Genomic DNA, 18,312 nt, shown 5'->3' on the forward strand with positions numbered 1-18,312 from the left:
ACAATATAATCAAGAATAGTCATGATATTTGCAGATATACTACAATTAAACACAATGGATAATATTTATTTGTACATGTTGATTGCCTTAACAATTTTGGCAGTTGCAGATATTGTTGTTGGCGTTAGTAATGATGCCATTAACTTCTTAAACTCAGCTATTGGCTCCAAAGCTCTCTCATTAAGAACTATTATGATTGTTGCTAGTTTGGGTATTTTTATTGGAGCTGTATATTCTAGTGGACTTATGGAAGTAGCCAGAAAAGGTATTTTTGTACCTGCCCAGTTTAGTTTCCATGAGATTATGCTCATTTTTATGACCGTAATGATAACAGATATTCTACTGCTAGACTTTTTCAATACCTTGGGGTTACCAACATCTACTACAGTTTCTATTGTATTTAACTTGCTGGGAGCTGCTGTAATAATGGCTGTTATCAAAGTAGGTGCATCAGACACTCAAACCTTCGCAGATTTAGGTTCTTATATAAATACTAAAAAAGCTATTGAAATTATAAGTGGGATCTTGCTTTCTGTTGTTATAGCCTTTAGTATTGGAGCGATTGTTCAATGGTTTTCCCGTTTAATTTTTACCTTTTATTACACTGAAAAAATTAAAAGTTTTGGAGCTATTTTTGGTGGTTTAGCCCTTACAGCAATACTTTATTTCATTTTCATGAAAGGACTTAAAGGAACTCCTTATTACAATGAAATAAAAGATGTAATTGAAGGCAATGAGTTATACATTATCCTTGGTGGGTTTGTTGTTTTTACTTTAATATCTTTTGCATTTCAACGTATAACCAAGAAAAGTATCCTTCTAATAGTTATTGCCGTTGGTACTTTTGGTTTAGCATTAGCTTTCTCTGGTAATGACTTAGTCAACTTTATTGGTGTTCCCATGGCTGCTTATCATTCTTATGAAGCATGGTCTGTATCAGGTATAGATGCAACTGAATTTACTATGGGGGTTCTGAATAAAAAAATGCCAGCAGAACCATTCTTATTGTTCATAGCCGGAAGTATTATGGTGATTACCTTATGGTTCTCCAAAAAAGCTAAAACTGTGGCAGAAACAGAAATTAGTTTATCAAGGCAAAGTGAAACTCATGAAAAGTTCAAGCCGAATTTACTTTCAAGAAGTATTGTTAAAGGAACTACGGCTCTATCAAATGCATTGGCATCAATTATACCCAAATCTACTCAAGAAAAAGTAAACGCAAGTTTCCAAAAACCAGATTCTACCTTAATCACAAAAGATCAAAGTGTTAATGCTCCAGCATTTGATATGATTAGGGCTTCTGTAAACTTAATGGTAGCGGGAGTTTTAATTTCTATTGCAACCACCATGAAGTTACCACTATCAACTACTTATGTAACGTTTATGGTAGCTATGGGAACCTCTTTAGCTGATAGAGCTTGGGGAGCAGAAAGTGCTGTTTACAGGGTTGCTGGTGTTCTTAACGTTATAGGTGGATGGTTTTTAACCGCACTTGGAGCTTTTGCCGGAGCAGGAATAGTTGTATTCTTAATCAATTGGCATCCAGCTGTAATGACTCCCATATTGTTATTACTAACAGTTCTTTTATTGGTAAGAAATTATCTTTCCCATAAAAGAAAATCTTCTCTTTCAAAAAGTGAGGACAGCCTTAAAAGTGCAGAAAGCAGCTCTGTTCAGGGTGTTATTCATGAAAGTGCAGCTAATATAGCCAATGTTGTTAAACGTGGAAACAAGATTTACTCCAATGCCATTAATGGTTTGGCAAAACAAGATTTAGCATCTCTTAAAAAGAACCAAAAACAGATAACAAAATTATCTTTGGAAGTTGATGAACTAAGAGACAATATTTTTTACTTTATTAAGAATTTAGATGAATCTAGTGTTGGTGCAAGTAATTTTTATATTAATATCTTAGGATACTTGCAAGACATGACACAATCTTTAGAGTATATCTCAAAGGCGAGTCATAAACACGTAAATAATAATCATAAAAAACTTAAGTTTAATCAGATTAAAGAATTGAAAGAAGTAGACGAAGCCATTGAACATTTATTCAGTGATACGAAAGCTGCTTTTGATTCTCGTTCTTTTGAACACATAGGTAATATTATTAGCAGGGAAGAAAATGTGGTTTCTGTGGTTTCAGATAAAATTCAAAAACAGGTAGAGCGTACACGTAAAGAAGAATCTAGTCCTAAAAACACAACTCTTTATTTTGGACTACTTTTAGAAACAAAAGATTTATTGAAAGCTACCATGAATCTTTTAGAAGAATATCACAATGCTCATGATGCTTCTGTTATTCCAGCAAAAATATCAGATGATTCTATTATTTCTGCAGAATTATCGGAAGAAGAATAATTATTAATATAAATCTAACTAAAAAAGCTCCTAGTTGGGAGCTTTTTTATTGATGATCTTCTAGCAATGGGTCTGTTTTACCATATAATAATTCGGCTACTTCAATCAGCTTTTTTATCATATCGTTTACATTGGAATAATCATTAAAAAGTGAGGATGCCATTTCAACGGTTATCAAGTCTTTTCTAATTAATTTATCTATAGATTTATTACCAGACCTCATGCTTTCTCTGGCCTCTTGCTTTAATTTTTTAAGCTGTAGCTCATACTTTTTGCTATCGCCATTGCTATCTTTCCTAAATAGATAAATTACGCGAAGCACCTTGGCCATTTTTTTTCTTAAGTCATCATACGCACTATGCAAATGTGTATTTTCACTATGACTTGCATAAATTACATTTTTATTAAGCTCTTTGGCCTCTTTTATGATTTCAACCATTTTCCTGTTGGCTATTTTAATTTCGCCAATCATGTTAGTTTGCACTTTATTTAAATTCAACTTACTTTGAGCTGTGGTAGCAAACCTTATTATCTCTCCATAAATAGATTTTACCTTGGTGTAATAAAGCTCATCTACATTGGTCTTTAAATCTTCTTGAGAATTGTTTACCAATTGTTTCAGTTTCATCTTAGATTTTATATCCTCTCTATGAATATTCAAAGCATGAGCTACAATCTCAAAAACAGTGTTCTTATACAAGTACTGAGATTCTTGAACTAGGGCTGTTATAGCAGACCCTGGAAATTTTAATACGGCTGGGTTAAGAAATTTAGGTTCATCAACTTCTTTAGTGATTTTCTCTTTAAAAAAGCGTAATAAAAAGCGCTCTAACCTACTTATAAACGGAATCATTAAAACAACTCCCAACACGTTAAAAATGGTATGAAACAAAGCCAACTTTAAGGTATAATTTGTTGAAGCTATTTGAAATGCTTCTGATAGGTTGTTTACCAATTTAGCCAATGGAAATATTAAAGCCATGGTTACCAACCCCGTTACAACATTAAAAATAAAATGAGCCACTGCTAATCGCTTACCGGCACTGTTTGAACCTAAGGCTCCTAAAACAGCTGTTATTGTAGTGCCAATATTGGCTCCAATTGCCAATGCTAGTGCGTTCTCATATTCAATTTGTCCTGCCGAGAGAGCTGTTAATATAAGTGCCAATGTAGCGCTACTAGATTGTAAAATTGTAGTAACAACAATTCCAAGACCTGTATAAATAAGCACTCCTAGAAACCCTGAAACAGCATATTCAGATAAATCAATGTATTCTTTAAACACATCAAAACCTTCCTTCATATAATGAATGCCCAAAAAGAAAAACCCTAAACCTGCTAGTACATTACCAATACCTTTATAAACCACTTGCTTCTGAAAAGAAAACACAATTCCAAACACAAGCATGGGTAATGCTAAAGCAGATATTTTAATTTTTAGACCAAAACCTGCCACCAACCAAGCAGTAGCTGTGGTTCCTATATTGGCTCCAAATATTAAACCTAAACCACCACCAAGTGATATTAATCCTGCACTTATGAATGATATGGTGATTACTGATACTAATGAACTTGATTGAATTAACGCTGTAACTGCTGCTCCAGTTGGAATACTTTTGTAAAGTTTATTGGTGACATTTTTTAAGATAGTCTGTAAAGGTCCTTTGGTAAAAACCCTAAACCCTTCTTCAAGCATAATCATACCAAAAAGCAAAATAGCAACTCCGGCAGAAATTGTTTTAAAATTGGAGTTTAAATAAAGAGTTACTCCTAAAACAAGTAAAAGCCCAAAGAAAATAGACTTTCTAATCATGTAAATTATTTTATCTAATTATTAGTAAGCTTCAATATAGCGCAAAGTAATTACAAAAAAAATAACCTATGCAAGCCAAATAAAATATTTGTGTACAAAGGTTTAATTAATGCAACATTTTTTAACGAAAGTTAAACAACCAAAAAACTGTACCTTAGTGAAAACACCTTTTTCTATGAAAAAATTGATTCTCTGTTCTTGCTTTTTACTAGTAACCATGACTCATTCAAGCCAAAATATATCTGGTTTAGAATTATTAAACAAAGCTATTAACTATCACGACCCCAACAATAAATGGCCCTCATTTAATGGGCAATTAAGCATTACTTCGGAAATACCCGAGAGAACCTCAAGATATAGTGCTATTGAAATAAATTTACCCAACGAGTTTTTTCAAGTTATTACTAAAAGAGACTCTATTTCGACCCAAATGACTGTTGATAAAAACCATTGTGCTTTTGCTTTAAATAATTCTAAAATTATTTCAGAGGAAGACACTGAAAAATATAATCTAAATTGTAAACGTGCCAATCTCTATAAAAACTACTACACCTATTTGTACGGGTTGCCCATGAAGTTAAAAGATGTTGGAACCAACATTCATCCTAAGGTTGAAAAGAAAACCTTTAAAGGAAAAGATTATTTAGTTCTAAAAGTTTCTTACGACGAAAGCGTTGGAAATGATATTTGGTATTTTTATTTTGACCCCAAAACGTATGCCATGGAAATATATCGGTTCTACAAAACTGATAACAATGGAAATCAAAAAAATGATTCTGGAGAGTATATTCTTTTAACTGAGGAAAAGCTTATTAACGGCATTAAAATGCCAAAGAATAGAGCTTGGTTCTATAATAAAAATGATAAACTTTTAGGCGTTGATATTTTAAACTAAAGAAAAAGCATCATAATTATGATGCTTTTTCTTATAAAACTTAAGTCCCTTTTGAGAAAAACTATTAAATAAAATTAGTTTTTAAATTATCCTTCGCAGCTCGCACATTCTTTTTTCTGCTTAAATTTCTGCGCTGCATTCATACTGTGTTGATAGTATAATGACTTTAAGCCTAATTTCCATGCAGTAACATAAATTTTGTTAATGTCCTTGACAGGCATATCAGGATGTACTATAATATTTACAGACTGTCCTTGATCTATGTGGTTTTGTCTGTTTGCTGCCTGATATACAATAGTCAACTGATCTATTTCAGAATAGGTTTTAAACACATCGCGTTCATGCTCCGTTAGTTCCTCTTCTAAATGCTGAACAGAACCATCATGATCTCGAATACTACGCCATATTTCTGGAGTATTTAATCCTTTTTCTTCCAAAAGGTTTAATAAATATGGGTTCTTTATAGTGGTCTTAATTTTAGCAATATCTTTAACATAAATATTAGACCAAATTGGTTCGATGCCTTGAGAAACCTGACCAAGAATAAATGCTGAAGATGTAGTAGGTGCAATAGCGTTTAATGTAGCATTACGTCTTCCATAACCTTTTAAAACTTCTGGCTCTCCAAAACGCTCTGCTAATTCTTCAGAAGCTTTATATGATTTCTCTTTAATAACTTTAAAGATTTCACTATTTAATTCGTAAGCTTCAGCACTATCAAAAGGCAACATTTTAGACTGTAGCAAAGAATGCCATCCTAAAGCACCTAAACCTAATGCTCTATTTGCTTTTGCAAAATTATAAGCACGCTCCATAAACATGAATGTTTGTCTGTCATCTAAATCACTAGAATCTCTAAACTCTTCAAGTTTATCAATAAACTCGGTAATTACAGCATCTAGGAAATACACCATCGTTTCAACAGCATCGGTATCTTTCCATTTATCGTAGTGTAATAGGTTTATTGAAGAAAGTACACAAACAAACGACCATTTTTCATTAGAAGGCAACATGATTTCGGTACATAAATTACTTGCTACAATCTTATGGCCATTCTCTTTATATACCTCTGGTGCTTGATTGTTAGCATGGTCATTAAAGAAAATATAAGGATACCCTATTTCACCTCTACGCTGAATTACCTTGGCCCATATAGAGCGCTTATCAACATCACCATCAATCATTTCCTGCATCCATTTATCACTAACAGTAACCCCATGGGTTAACTCTTGTATAGAATTCCCTTCGGTACCAATTTCTAAAAACTCATTAATATCTGGGTGCTCTACTGGCAAGTAGGGAGAAAAACGCCCTCGTCTTACAGAACCTTGACTTACTACATCGACCATTTTTTCGAAAAGCTGCATGATATGGACAGCCCCCGAAGACGCTCCATTATTTTTTACAGGAGCCCCTCTATGTCTTAAGTTTCCAAAATATCCAGAGGTACCACCTCCTAGTTTAGACATCATTCCAACTTCTGATTGTGTGTATAGGATATTACCCATATCATCAGCAATGTTAGAACCAAAACAACTAATTGGTAAGCCTCTTTTCTTCCCGAAATTAGACCAAACTGGGGAGGCTAATGAAAAGAACCCTTCAGACATATACTTATAAAACTTGTCTGAGTAACCTTCTATTTGAAGAATTTGTTCAGCTCTATCGGCTATTTCACGAATTCTTTCTTCTGGAGTTGCACCTTCAGTTAGGTATCCAGAAGCCAAAAACTTACGGCTATTTTCGGTTAACCATTCAAATTTTAAGTCTTCAGAAGAATTATTGACACTTTTAATTTGCTCTTTTCTAGCATTAATTAATTGGTCATAATTAGATTGTTGTTCAGTGGTCTGGTGGTCTGGTTGCTGTGTATTAATTTTCATTTTTTAAAAAAGGTCGTCGCTAGTTATACTTTTTGTTCTTTTACTATAGTTAATGGATCTTTTTACAAAGAAATCTCCGTGTTTGGTTCCAATTATTTCATCATCAAACCATTCAGTTTGAGCTACTAATGCTTCATTTATATCAAATACCTTGTCTATTCCAATACTTTCTAATGAATTATTAAACCTGTTTTTAATAAACTCATTTACCACATCTTTGGGCAAGAAATCTAATTCGCCTTCCTCAAAAATCCAGTCTACAATATCACTTTCGGCCTTAAAAGCTTCTTTACATATTTCTTGAATTTTTAACCCGTAATCGTCTCCAAACCAAGCTGGATTTTCCTTTTTGATAATTTTGATAACATCAATTCCAAAATCCCCATGAATTTGTTCTTCTTTTGAAGTAGCTTCAACAACATTAGAAATACCTTTAAGCATATTTTTATGTTTGTTGAAAGCCATTATAATTAAGAACTGAGAGAATAATGACACATGTTCTATAAACAGAGAGAATAATAAAATGGATTCTGCATACTCTTGGATATTTTCACTTTTAGAATTTTTAAGAGCCGTTTCTAAATAGTGCACGCGTCTCATAATTACTGGCTTCTTTTTAAGTGCCTTGAACTCTGCATTTAAACCTAAAATCTCCAATAAATGTGAATAGGCATCATGATGACGTACTTCACTCTCTGCAAAAGTTGCTCCCACAGATCCAATTTCTGGCTTGGGCATTTTTTGATATATGTCTCCCCAAAAAGTTTTAACGGCTACCTCTATTTGAGATATGGCCAACATGGTGTTTTTTATGGCTGATTTTTCTACTGAGTTAAGCTGGGCTTTAAAATCCTGAATATCACTTGTAAAATTAAACTCGGTGTGTATCCAATAAGAATGTCTAATGGCGTTCACATACTCATATAAATCTGGATATTCATAGGGCTTTAAGTTAATACGCTTTTCAAATATATTAGCCTGTCTCTTTCTGGCTTGTTCATCTCTATAAAGAATATAGGCCTTAGCAGCATCATGAAATGCACTATCCATTAATTTATCCTCAACAATATCCTGTACCTGCTCTACGGTTGGAATATATCGAGCATCCATGGCTTTTCTGGCTAGAAGCGATTCAAAAACCCTGTCTGAGATTTCACTGGCATCTTCTCTAGATCCATGATTTACAGAAAGCATTGCTTTTTCAACGGCATTCGTGATTTTGTCTAAAACGAAAGGGGTCGTTTCGTAATCTCGTTTAATAATATGCGTTATTTCCATATTGTTGGTTTAGTTAAAAATTGACATACAAAACCTTGCAGGATAATCCTGAAAACACACTGAAGTAATTCCGTGCGCCTTAAAAACTTTGTTAAAAAATCTTCAAATTGATAAATTCAACAAAGATTAAAATTTGTTTAATGTATCTTTTTACTCAGAATTGAGTTTCACAAAGATTGTAAAATGATTGATACGTTTTTGGACAGTTAAAAAAACGTTTTCAACAAGTTTTTAACAAAGAAAAAAATGCCTGTTTTTCAAGAAGTTGACAAGAAAAAACATTTATGTTGTTGATTTTCAATATTTTAATTATTTTTCAACACAAAAAAGTTTACAAAAAATAATATACACTTAACTTTAAAAAACCCTTTAAATCCCTGTGTTTTTTGAGTTTTATTTAATAAAATTTAAAGATGTTTATAACGTTTTAGCAACTTTTTCTAGCTCAGCATACCAATCTTCTCCAAATTTTCTTATGAGTGCTTCCTTTACAAATTTATAAACTGGAACACCTAGTTCTTCACCCAATTCACAAGCGTCGTCGCAAATCTGCCACTTATGATAATTCACCGCCGAAAATTCGGTGTAATCCCTAACTCTAATAGGGTATAAATGACAAGAAACTGGTTTTTTCCACTTAATTTCACCTTGATTATAAGCTTCTTCAATAGCGCACATAGCCACATTATTCTCATCAAAAACAACATAGGCGCAATCTGCATTGTCAATCAACGGGGTTTCAAGTTCGCCGTCTTCAGTAGTTATATAAGTTCCTTGAGCTTCGATAGCAGCAATTCCTTCTTTACGTAGAAAAGGTTTTACCTTCGGATAGATAGATTCAAGAATTTCTATTTCTTCCTTATCTAAAGGGGCTCCAGCATCACCGTCTATACAACAAGCGCCTTTGCATGCAGATAAATTACACACAAAGTCTTTCTTAATAACATCATCAGATATAATGGTTTTACCTAACTGAAACATGAAACTCAAAAATTAGGCTGCAAAGATAAACTTTCAAATTGTTATGTATTGCGATTTAATAATAAATACAGACCTTTGCACAAAATTTTAATCATGACGCCACTTAATTTTAAGGAAATTATCACAGCCTTTATGGTTTTGTTTGCTGTTATAGATATCGTTGGAAACATTCCGATAGTGATTGACCTAAGAAAAAAAGTTGGTCATATACAAAGTGGTAAAGCTTCTCTCATTGCGGGGTTAATTATGATTGTTTTCCTGTTCCTTGGTAAAAGCATTTTAAACCTTATTGGTATAGATGTAAACTCTTTTGCAGTTGCAGGAGCCTTTATACTTTTCTTTATTGCCTTAGAAATGATATTGGGCATCACCCTTTATAAACAAGAAGAAACTAACCCCTTGACTGCCTCAGTGTTTCCTTTAGCATTTCCATTAATGGCGGGCCCTGGTAGCTTAACTACACTTTTATCTTTACGTGCCGAATTTAGAGTTGAAAATATTATTGTTGCTATTTTATTAAATGTAATTGTAATTTTTATCGTTTTAAAGACCTCTAAAAAAATTGAGCGTTTTTTAGGTGCTAATGGTATTAGTATTATTAGAAAAGTATTTGGAGTTGTTTTATTAGCTATTGCGGTAAAACTATTTACTGAAAACATAAAAATTTTATTTGACTAGTTATGAGATTTATTTCAACAATAATCATTGTATTAGCAACAGCTATGGCCATTTTCAATGCCACTAAAATTGATTTCGAAAGGCCTTTCGAAGGTGATAGTATGATAGCTATAATCACAATTCTGGCAGCCTTGTGTGCTATTGCTTTGATGCTAATATTGAAAATATCAAAACGTATTGAACAAAAAGTAAAACAAAAAAAGTAGTATGTTTGATGCACTTATTGTTGGTGGTGGTGCCGCAGGTTTATCATGTGCTTTAGTCTTGGGCTCTGCTAAAGAAAAGACTTTTGCAAATGATAAACGCATAGGCATTATTGTACACCAAAAAACTTCGCATTTACAAACAGCCCTGTTTAACAATGTTCTGGGACTTACTCCTGGCACTACTGGCGCATCCATTTTAGAAAGTGGGAAACAAAAATTACTTGATTTGTACCCGCATATTGAACAAATAGAAAAGGAAAAGGTTTTAGAAATTTCTAAAACTAATTTCGGATTTGAGGTTAAAACCAACAAAAAAACTTATCAAACTAGAATTGTAGTGGTAGCAGTAGGCTATACCAATTTAATGCGGATAAAGGGACTTGAACGCTATGTGGAGGCTCACCCTAGAGATGTTGTTGAAAAAGAACGTATATGGTTAAAAAATACGGATCATTTAATTGAGGAAAACCTTTATGTAGCAGGAACACTTGCCGGTTGGCGTTCTCAATTTGCTATTGCCTCTGGAAGTGGTGCCCACGTAGCAACCGATATTTTAACCCTTTGGAACAACGGAAAGCATACTAAGGTTCACGATAAAATAGAATAAAAACACAGGTTTTATTAACCTGTTTCTATTTTTATTCTCTGTAAGTTATCTTGAGTCTCTACCAGAATTTCCACCAAGGCTTTTTGGTATCAGGAGTAACCAATTCAAGTTCTTTAGTAGCATCTTTCATCGTTGTTGCTAAAACTGTATAAACTTCAACCCAAGCGTTTTTTACATCTGGGGTGAAACTCTTTTTTCCTAACCCTGTTTCCAATGTATATATGAGAGCAGTACCAACCGTTTCATAATGACTGTCTTTAACACCATATCCCACGTGATTTCTACCCAGATTTTGAACCGCTGGAACAATAGCTTCCAAATTGTTCAGTCCGTTTACCGCAGTGCCTATCATAGTCATTAATTTTTTCCCCTGTTCTTTCATATCTCCCTTAAATAAAGGTTTAAGACTAGGGTCTAAATCAAATAACTTATCATAAAATATCTCAGCAGCCTTATCTGCAATAGGAACAACCTTCTCAAATGTTCCCTGCACTAATTTAATAGTTTTGGAATCCATATTTTCGTTTTGTTTGAATTTAATATTGGCAAAACTAATGCGTATTTAAGAAATTAAATATGGATAAAAACAGGTAAGAATATGATAAATCGTAGGTTTAAGGGTAATTGTATTTAACGCCCTTCACTCAACTTAATTACCTCATCAATCATGATATCGGTTTGGTTGAAGACTTCCTCAAAAGCTCCATTGCCAAAAAGTTGATCGGCTAGAGTAGCCTTGAGGTATTGTTTTACTTCATCATTATAGGCTACAAAAGTTATTTTGTGCCGTGTTTGGGTATTTACGTAGTCTTGAAATTTTACTACAAGATCATCATCTATCTTAAAACTATCTATAAAATCTCGTCTTGAAATTCCGTCGTAGGCATGTCGATCTAAATCTAACTGCCTAAAAATAAAATTATCAAAGAATTGATACTGCTCAATATATTGCAGGGTTTCATTATGTAAGCTATTATCTATAGGCACAAACACATCTGGAATAATACCTCCCCCTCCGTAAACCGTTTTTCCTTTGGGAGTTTTAAATTTTAACGAATCTGCCACTTCAATTTTACTTGGATTTAATAATTCACCACTGTCTAATCTATCAAAATATTCCTCAAAATAATCTTTATGTCCGTTCTTTTCATAAGGCCTTTGTATGGATCTACCGGTAGGTGTAAAATAACGTGACACTGTTAAACGCACAGCACTACCATCGCCTAAATCCATTTCTCGTTGTACTAACCCTTTACCGTAACTTCTTCGCCCTACAATAGTACCCTTATCATTATCTTGAAGTGCCCCAGCAACAATCTCACTGGCAGATGCGGAGTTTTCATCAATAAGGACAAAAACTTTCCCCTCTTCAAAACTACCCTTTCGGGTAGCATAACTTTTTTCTACATCACCTCGCTTATTTTTAGTAAAAAGAATAAGTTTATCCTTGCTTAAAAACTCGTCTGCTAGTTGTTCTGCTATATGTAAAAACCCGCCTGGGTTACCTCTTAAATCTAAAGCAATTTCTGAAGCACCTAAATCAAGAAGTTTTTTAAGTCCTTTTTTAAATTCTCTGTATGTAGATTCAGCAAATCTATTAACTTTTATATAGCCCAGTTTTTCGGTAAGCATGTAAGCAGCATCCACACTCTTTATTGGTATAACACCACGCTTTACTGTAAAATTTAAAAGTTCTGGCTCTCCTTTTCTCAGTATAGTTAAATTCACTTTAGAATTAACGGGCCCTCTTAATCTGTTAAGAATATCATCATCCTCTACTCCTTTGCCATAAAGGGAATCGCCATTGGCCATCAAAATTCGGTCACCTCCTTTTATACCCGCCTTTTCACTTGGTCCACCTTCAACGGTTTTAATAACCGTAATGGTATCTCTAAAGGTGTAAAAACTCACTCCAATTCCAACAAAGTCTCCCTTCATATTTTCAGTACTACGCTGCATATCTTTTTTTGGAATATACACCGAATGCGGGTCCAGATTATCTAAAATACCATTAACAGTAACGTCTACAATACTATCGGTATTAACGTCTTCAACATAATCATAATCAATATAGTCGATAAGTCTATTAAGTTTATCTTTTTTACTGTTTGTGGTAAACAACCTATCTGGAGCATCACTGAAATTTAATTTACCACCAATAAAAATACCGGCTGCAATTGCAATTCCCAGAACCAAAGGCAAATATTTTTTTTGATAGGACATTATGATGCTGTTAAATCTTCAATTAACTTTAATTCAATTCCTGCTTTTTTTAAAAATTTCAACCCAGAATCGTCCTTATAGGCTTTATTATAAACAACTCTTACAATTCCTGCCTGATGAATCAACTTACTACACTCTTTACAAGGAGATAAAGTGATATACAACGTAGCTCCTTTACAAGATTGAGTAGATGCTGCTACTTTTAAAATAGCATTCGCTTCGGCATGCAGTACGTACCATTTTGTGTAACCTTCTTCATCTTCACAAAAGTTTTCAAAACCCGATGGTGTTCCGTTATACCCATCTGATATTATCATTCTATCTTTTACTATCAGTGCTCCAACCTGCTTTCGTTTACAGTAGGAGAGCTTCCCCCATTCTTGAGCAATTCTTAAATAAGCTTTATCGTACTTTAATTGTTTCTCTTTTGGCATTAATCTTTCAATAATATAGCGTGTGTCAAAACGTTATAAAGGGTTTTATTCTTGGTTTTTAATAATTTATGAATAAATATCATTAATGGAGTATTATGTGTTCAATATAAAACTCTTAAGCAAGACACAAAAGAAACTCATACCTTAACACCTCATACAAAATTTAACAACGAATATACTTGGTTAGTATTTTAATTACAACGTAGTTGCTTAAAGTTTTATAAAAGTTTAACGTTTCTAAGATAAAAAATCACTGTCCATTATCATAGGTATAACCAACCCAACCACAATAGCCGATATTACCATGACCCAATCTCTCTTGGAAAACCTAAAAATAGTTTGACCTATATAGCCTAAAAATAAAACCACAAATACGATGATGATTTGAGCTATTTCTATTCCTAATGCAAACTCAAGTAATAGCAGAAATTTGTTATTGGAATCTCCAGAAAAAATATGAAACTCACGAGCAAAACCTAGACCATGTATTAACCCAAAAAACAAAGTTGACAAAAACAACACACCTACTTTTTCATTTTGAGCACCTTTTCCTGCCGTAAACACATTAAAAAGGGCTACTATTAAAATGGTAATAGGTATTAAAAACTCTACCACCTGTCCGTTTATCCTCACTGCACCATAGGCTGCCAATACTAAGGATAATGTATGCCCCAAAGTAAAAGTAGACACCAACAATAAAACTCGTTTCCAATCTTTAAATAAATAAGGAACTGTTAAAACCATTAAAAATAGTACATGGTCATAACCATTTATATCAAGCACATGATTGACACCATATTCTACATTAAACCAAAAATTTTCGAGCATATTTTTATTTTAATTTAAATTCAGGGACTTTCAAAAGTACATGAATTTTTATTAATTAAATAAAAAATAAACTATTCCCATATATTTGCGTTATACATGTAAAAAATGTTTTATGAGTAGATTATTTTTTAGCGCCCTATGTTTAACTTTTGTTCTTTTTTCGTGTAAAAACTCTAATGAAAATGAAGGTAATCTTACTACAAAAAAAGATAATCAAGAAATAACAGAAAAAGATATTTCTAACATTGATTATATAGAGTTTTTGTTAGACGAAAAAACCGAAAAACACACCAACAATTGGTTGGAATACAAACAAATACAAGAAATAATTAGCAATATAAAAAAAGGCGATTTAACTTTCCTATATGACAATAGAGCTGTTGTTGATTCAACCTTAACAGAATTAAAATTATATATTCCAGAGCCCTTAAATTCGCCTTCAATAAGTGCCAGAATAAATGCTTTTGAAACCAAAATGTTAAAACTAGAAAGCATATACAACCTAAATACAACCAAAAATGATGAACTTTTAGAGGCACTAAAAGATTTTTTTATAGCTTTCTCCAACTTAAACCTACAAATGAATAAAAAAGTAGAGTTTGATAATCTAGATATTCAAAAGCCCTAAAGTATGAAAAGAAACCTGCTGTATGTTGCTATTTTTTTTCTTACCCACTTTGTACAGGCTCAATACAATCCTGATGCTCCTTGGATGAAATCCTTAAAACAAAGCAAAAAAACACTCTCCAAAAGTATAGATTCTCCTGTAACTTTTAATGAAATTGTTAATGCATTCAACACTTTTTGGAAAGACAAGAATGCTAACAAAAAGGGAAGTGGACACAAGCCATTTAAAAGATGGGAAAACCACTGGAAGAATTTTGTAAAAGAAGACGGCACGCTTCCTACTTCAAGAGAATTATGGGATGTATGGACAAGCACACAACAATATAAGCAAAGTAGCCTTAATGCAGACCTAAGTAATTGGCAACCTATTGGTCCTACAGATTTCACCAATACAGGTTCTTGGAGTTCAGGTATTGGCAGAATTAATGCTATAATTGTAGACCCTAATGACTCAAACACCTATTACGCTGGTGCGCCAGCTGGTGGTATCTGGAAATCTACAAATTTAGGGGCTTCTTGGACGCCCTTATCTGATGATTTACCTCAGATTGGGGTTTCTGGTATTGCGATTGATTATTCTGATTCTGATACTATTTATATAGCTACTGGCGATGATGATAATGGTGACACTTTTAGCGTAGGAGTTATGAAGTCTACAGATGGTGGCACTACTTGGAATACAACTGGTTTGTCTGCAATCACAAGTGAGCAGTTATTAATGAACGATATTTATATACATCCTTCAAATTCAAATATTTTATGGGTTGCCACAAGCCGAGGTGTATATAAAACGATTGACGCAGGTGTTAACTGGAGTAATATTAATGGTACTCAGAATCTAAACATCAAAGATATTAAACTTAAACCAGGAGATCCTGATACTATTTACGCTGTAACCACAAATACGTTTTATGTTTCAACAGACGCTGGAGAAACATTTACCAACTCTGGCTTTGGAACAGGTTTACCATTATCTTCCAACCGCCTAGTTATTGATGTTACTCCAGACAACAATAATGTCATTTATGTTTTAAGTAGTGCCTCAGACGATAGCTTTCAGGGACTTTACAAATCAACTGACTCTGGAGTAACCTTTATTGAAATGAATGCAACGGTTCCTGCTACGAAAACTGAATACCCAGATTATAATGATGATCTTTTTGATCATAGTACACAAGCATGGTTTGATATGGCCTTAGCTGTATCCGAAACAGATGAGAATGAAATTTATGTAGGTGTTCTTAATATTTGGAAATCAACAAATGGGGGTGATAATTTTGAAGAAGTAAATGAATGGCATCAACCAAGCACAGCATCGTATTCTCATGCCGATATTCATCTTTTACGATTTTATAATGGTGCTCTTTTTGCTGGAACTGATGGTGGATTCTATAGAACTGTTAACGGAGGCACAAACTTTACAGACCTCACAGCAGGCATGCAAATAGGGCAGTTTTATAGGCTCTCTGTTTCTGAGGAGTCCTCTGAAAAAATGATTGGAGGTTTACAAGATAACGGAGGCTACGCTTATAACAACAACAATACTTGGTTAAACTATTATGGTGCTGACGGTATGGATACTGCTATCAATCCTGATGACTCTAATTTAATGTATGGTTTTATTCAATATGGCAGTGGTCTATATGGTTCTGCCAATGGTGGCAATAGTAGAAATTTAGTTATTGATGCTCCTGCTGACGAGGTGGACGAAGGGAATAGTGATCAAGGCGGTAATTGGGTAACCCCCTTAATGATGAATAGAGATGGGAACTTGTATGCAGCTTATTCAAGTTTATATGAACTTTGTGGAGGTTATTGGTCTGGAATTTCATCTAACTTTGGAAGTAATAACAATATTGACGTTTTAGAAATAGATGAAGTAAACCCTGACAATATTTTCATTGCTCTTAATAATAACCTACATAAAAGTTCTGATAAAGGAAGTTCTTTTACCAATGTTGAAACATTCCCATCTAATATTACATCTATTGAAGTTAATAATAACACTAACAATATTGTGTATGTAACCACTTCAGGACCAACAGGAGGCGTTTATAAATCCATTGATGGCGGATTAACTTTTAGCAACATAACGGGTTCGCTTCCTAACATCACCAAAAACATTATTAAACATCAAAACTTACACAGCCAAAACCCTTTATTTTTAGGAACCAGCCTTGGTGTTTACAGATATGATGATTCCGTTGGAGATTGGGAAACCTTTGAAAATAACCTACCTAACGTTTCTGTAACAGATTTAGAGATAAATATTAACGATGGCAATATAACAGCGGCAACCTATGGCAGAGGGGTTTGGCAAACAACTATTCCAACTGAAACCATTTCTGATGAAATAAGCTTGGAAGCATTGAGTGATGTTCATGAAGTGGTTGCTTGCGGTTCTCCAAGTAGTGCTAAAGCTTTGGTAAAAAATAGAGGCACTAATACTGTAAGTTCTATTACAATAAACTATTCCTTAAATGGAAACTCTAACAACACCATTTGGAATGGGAGTTTACCTCCTAATTCTTCTATCTTTATTGATATTCCATCTATGGTGTTATCTGGTAGAGGTTTACAGGAGTTAAAGGTCAATGCTACAACTTCAGGAGACACATTCCCCAGTAACAATGAACTAATTACTTCCTTTTACTCTAATGAATCTGGTTTATTAAACGTCGTTAATGAATTTGAATCTACCTCTGATGAATTAGTAACTTTTGATGATAATAGTACTTGTACAGGCTATTGGGAAAGAGGTGAGCCCACTGGAACGCTTCTAAACATGACACAATCGGGTACTAATGTATACGGAACCAACTTATCGGGAGCGCACGGGAATAACTTAAAAAGTTACTTGGTTTCTAAATGTTATGATTTGTCAATACTCACAAATCCCTTGCTTAAATTTTACATGGCCTTTGATTTAGAGCTTAACTATGACATTATGTATGTAGAATACAGCATAAATAATGGTTTAAACTGGCAGATTTTAGGAGCCGCCAATGATGTTAATTGGTATAACAGTAGTACATTACCAGGGTCTAATTGCTACAATTGTCCTGGAGCTCAATGGACAGGCACAGATTCCACCATGAAAGAGTATAGTTATAATCTTTCGGCACTAAACAATGAAACCAATATCATTTTCAGATTTGTATTTCATTCAGACGAATTTACAACTAACGAAGGGGTAATTATTGACGATTTTAGTATAGAAGGCACTTTAAGTAGTACCGAAACTCCTTTACAATCTGTTGTCTATGTGTATCCTAACCCTTCTCATAATCTGTTTAGCATCAGTGTTAAACAGATCAACTCGTTTAACTTAAACGTCACAGACATTACTGGGAAAACTATCATGCAAAAGTACCATGTTAAAAACACAAATGGTTCATATAAGTTAGACATGAGTGGTTATGCATCTGGTATTTATTTCTTAAATATTAATTCAGAAATAGGTACTGCTACAAAGAAATTACTATTGAAATAGTATTA

General features: G+C 33.6%; 15 protein-coding genes. 7 read left to right on the plus strand and 8 right to left on the minus strand.

The features are described from left to right. Positions 1-54: 54 nt before the first annotated feature. Entirely contained in the window at positions 55-2,361 is a 2,307-nt protein-coding gene (locus DFQ02_RS03475) for an inorganic phosphate transporter (protein WP_116039577.1), read from the plus strand. Positions 2,362-2,407: 46 nt separating this feature from the next. Here the strand turns inward: DFQ02_RS03475 and DFQ02_RS03480 are convergent, their stop codons facing one another. Further along, on the minus strand, positions 2,408-4,174 hold the full coding sequence (locus tag DFQ02_RS03480; protein ID WP_116039578.1) for a Na/Pi cotransporter family protein: 1,767 nt from the start codon (positions 4,172-4,174) through the stop codon (positions 2,408-2,410). 175 nt (positions 4,175-4,349) lie between these two features. Between DFQ02_RS03480 and DFQ02_RS03485 the strand changes: the two genes are divergently transcribed. After that, on the plus strand, positions 4,350-5,069 hold the full coding sequence (locus DFQ02_RS03485; RefSeq protein ID WP_116039680.1) for a DUF6503 family protein: 720 nt from the start codon (positions 4,350-4,352) through the stop codon (positions 5,067-5,069). Between the two features lie 86 nt (positions 5,070-5,155). On the opposite strand, the gene DFQ02_RS03490 is transcribed toward DFQ02_RS03485, so the two are convergent. The 3 genes from DFQ02_RS03490 to DFQ02_RS03500 form a co-directional block, all read right to left on the minus strand. After that, positions 5,156-6,952 carry a ribonucleoside-diphosphate reductase subunit alpha gene (locus tag DFQ02_RS03490; protein ID WP_116039579.1) on the minus strand — a complete coding sequence of 599 codons (1,797 nt, stop codon included), beginning with the start codon at positions 6,950-6,952 and terminating at the stop codon, positions 5,156-5,158. Between the two features lie 3 nt (positions 6,953-6,955). Continuing rightward, positions 6,956-8,230, minus strand: a complete 1,275-nt coding sequence (locus DFQ02_RS03495; RefSeq protein WP_116039580.1) for a ribonucleotide-diphosphate reductase subunit beta — start codon at positions 8,228-8,230, stop codon at positions 6,956-6,958. Between the two features lie 417 nt (positions 8,231-8,647). Further along, on the minus strand, positions 8,648-9,211 hold the full coding sequence (locus DFQ02_RS03500; RefSeq protein WP_116039581.1) for a DUF3109 family protein: 564 nt from the start codon (positions 9,209-9,211) through the stop codon (positions 8,648-8,650). Positions 9,212-9,304: 93 nt separating this feature from the next. Here DFQ02_RS03500 and DFQ02_RS03505 point away from each other — a divergent pair, with 93 nt between their 5' ends. From DFQ02_RS03505 to DFQ02_RS03515, 3 genes are read left to right on the plus strand one after another with little or no spacing between them, the layout of a single operon-like run. After that, positions 9,305-9,889 (plus strand): MarC family protein, encoded by a 585-nt coding sequence (locus DFQ02_RS03505; protein ID WP_116039582.1) that lies wholly within the window; start codon positions 9,305-9,307, stop codon positions 9,887-9,889. Between the two features lie 2 nt (positions 9,890-9,891). Then, on the plus strand, positions 9,892-10,095 hold the full coding sequence (locus DFQ02_RS03510) for a hypothetical protein (RefSeq protein ID WP_116039583.1): 204 nt from the start codon (positions 9,892-9,894) through the stop codon (positions 10,093-10,095). A gap of 1 nt (position 10,096) precedes the next feature. Further along, the gene (locus DFQ02_RS03515; RefSeq protein ID WP_116039584.1) at positions 10,097-10,702 is read left to right on the plus strand and encodes an NAD(P)-binding domain-containing protein; all 606 of its coding nucleotides are present in this window, start codon (positions 10,097-10,099) and stop codon (positions 10,700-10,702) included. 58 nt (positions 10,703-10,760) lie between these two features. On the opposite strand, the gene DFQ02_RS03520 is transcribed toward DFQ02_RS03515, so the two are convergent. From DFQ02_RS03520 to DFQ02_RS03535, 4 genes are all read right to left on the minus strand, one after another. Further along, positions 10,761-11,219, minus strand: coding sequence for a globin family protein (locus tag DFQ02_RS03520; RefSeq protein ID WP_116039585.1), 459 nt, complete (start codon positions 11,217-11,219; stop codon positions 10,761-10,763). A gap of 113 nt (positions 11,220-11,332) precedes the next feature. Continuing rightward, positions 11,333-12,925, minus strand: a complete 1,593-nt coding sequence (locus DFQ02_RS03525; RefSeq protein ID WP_116039586.1) for a S41 family peptidase — start codon at positions 12,923-12,925, stop codon at positions 11,333-11,335. Further along, positions 12,925-13,359, minus strand: a complete 435-nt coding sequence (locus DFQ02_RS03530) for a deoxycytidylate deaminase (protein WP_116039587.1) — start codon at positions 13,357-13,359, stop codon at positions 12,925-12,927. The genes DFQ02_RS03525 and DFQ02_RS03530 overlap by 1 nt, the downstream gene beginning before the upstream one ends. 237 nt (positions 13,360-13,596) lie before the next feature. Beyond that, positions 13,597-14,187: a HupE/UreJ family protein gene (locus tag DFQ02_RS03535; protein WP_116039588.1), complete on the minus strand. Its 591-nt coding sequence runs from the start codon at positions 14,185-14,187 to the stop codon at positions 13,597-13,599. Positions 14,188-14,299: 112 nt separating this feature from the next. Between DFQ02_RS03535 and DFQ02_RS03540 the strand changes: the two genes are divergently transcribed. Together DFQ02_RS03540 and DFQ02_RS03545 are read left to right on the plus strand one after the other, a co-directional pair. Next, on the plus strand, positions 14,300-14,815 hold the full coding sequence (locus DFQ02_RS03540) for a hypothetical protein (RefSeq protein ID WP_116039589.1): 516 nt from the start codon (positions 14,300-14,302) through the stop codon (positions 14,813-14,815). 3 nt (positions 14,816-14,818) lie between these two features. Next, positions 14,819-18,307: a T9SS type A sorting domain-containing protein gene (locus tag DFQ02_RS03545; protein WP_116039590.1), complete on the plus strand. Its 3,489-nt coding sequence runs from the start codon at positions 14,819-14,821 to the stop codon at positions 18,305-18,307. The last annotated feature ends 5 nt before the right edge of the window (positions 18,308-18,312 follow it).

Source organism: Seonamhaeicola aphaedonensis, assembly GCF_003386195.1.
In the GTDB taxonomy this organism is placed as follows: Bacteria; Bacteroidota; Bacteroidia; order Flavobacteriales; family Flavobacteriaceae; genus Seonamhaeicola; species Seonamhaeicola aphaedonensis.

Bases quoted from the DNA above. Each gene is read 5' to 3' on its own strand.
- DFQ02_RS03475 (WP_116039577.1), top strand. From the start codon at position 55: ATGGATAATATTTATTTGTACATGTTGATTGCCTTAACAATTTTGGCA.
- DFQ02_RS03480 (WP_116039578.1), bottom strand. From the start codon at position 4,174: ATGATTAGAAAGTCTATTTTCTTTGGGCTTTTACTTGTTTTAGGAGTA.
- DFQ02_RS03485 (WP_116039680.1), top strand. From the start codon at position 4,350: ATGAAAAAATTGATTCTCTGTTCTTGCTTTTTACTAGTAACCATGACT.
- DFQ02_RS03490 (WP_116039579.1), bottom strand. From the start codon at position 6,952: ATGAAAATTAATACACAGCAACCAGACCACCAGACCACTGAACAACAA.
- DFQ02_RS03495 (WP_116039580.1), bottom strand. From the start codon at position 8,230: ATGGAAATAACGCATATTATTAAACGAGATTACGAAACGACCCCTTTC.
- DFQ02_RS03500 (WP_116039581.1), bottom strand. From the start codon at position 9,211: ATGTTTCAGTTAGGTAAAACCATTATATCTGATGATGTTATTAAGAAA.
- DFQ02_RS03505 (WP_116039582.1), top strand. From the start codon at position 9,305: ATGACGCCACTTAATTTTAAGGAAATTATCACAGCCTTTATGGTTTTG.
- DFQ02_RS03510 (WP_116039583.1), top strand. From the start codon at position 9,892: ATGAGATTTATTTCAACAATAATCATTGTATTAGCAACAGCTATGGCC.
- DFQ02_RS03515 (WP_116039584.1), top strand. From the start codon at position 10,097: ATGTTTGATGCACTTATTGTTGGTGGTGGTGCCGCAGGTTTATCATGT.
- DFQ02_RS03520 (WP_116039585.1), bottom strand. From the start codon at position 11,219: ATGGATTCCAAAACTATTAAATTAGTGCAGGGAACATTTGAGAAGGTT.
- DFQ02_RS03525 (WP_116039586.1), bottom strand. From the start codon at position 12,925: ATGTCCTATCAAAAAAAATATTTGCCTTTGGTTCTGGGAATTGCAATT.
- DFQ02_RS03530 (WP_116039587.1), bottom strand. From the start codon at position 13,359: ATGCCAAAAGAGAAACAATTAAAGTACGATAAAGCTTATTTAAGAATT.
- DFQ02_RS03535 (WP_116039588.1), bottom strand. From the start codon at position 14,187: ATGCTCGAAAATTTTTGGTTTAATGTAGAATATGGTGTCAATCATGTG.
- DFQ02_RS03540 (WP_116039589.1), top strand. From the start codon at position 14,300: ATGAGTAGATTATTTTTTAGCGCCCTATGTTTAACTTTTGTTCTTTTT.
- DFQ02_RS03545 (WP_116039590.1), top strand. From the start codon at position 14,819: ATGAAAAGAAACCTGCTGTATGTTGCTATTTTTTTTCTTACCCACTTT.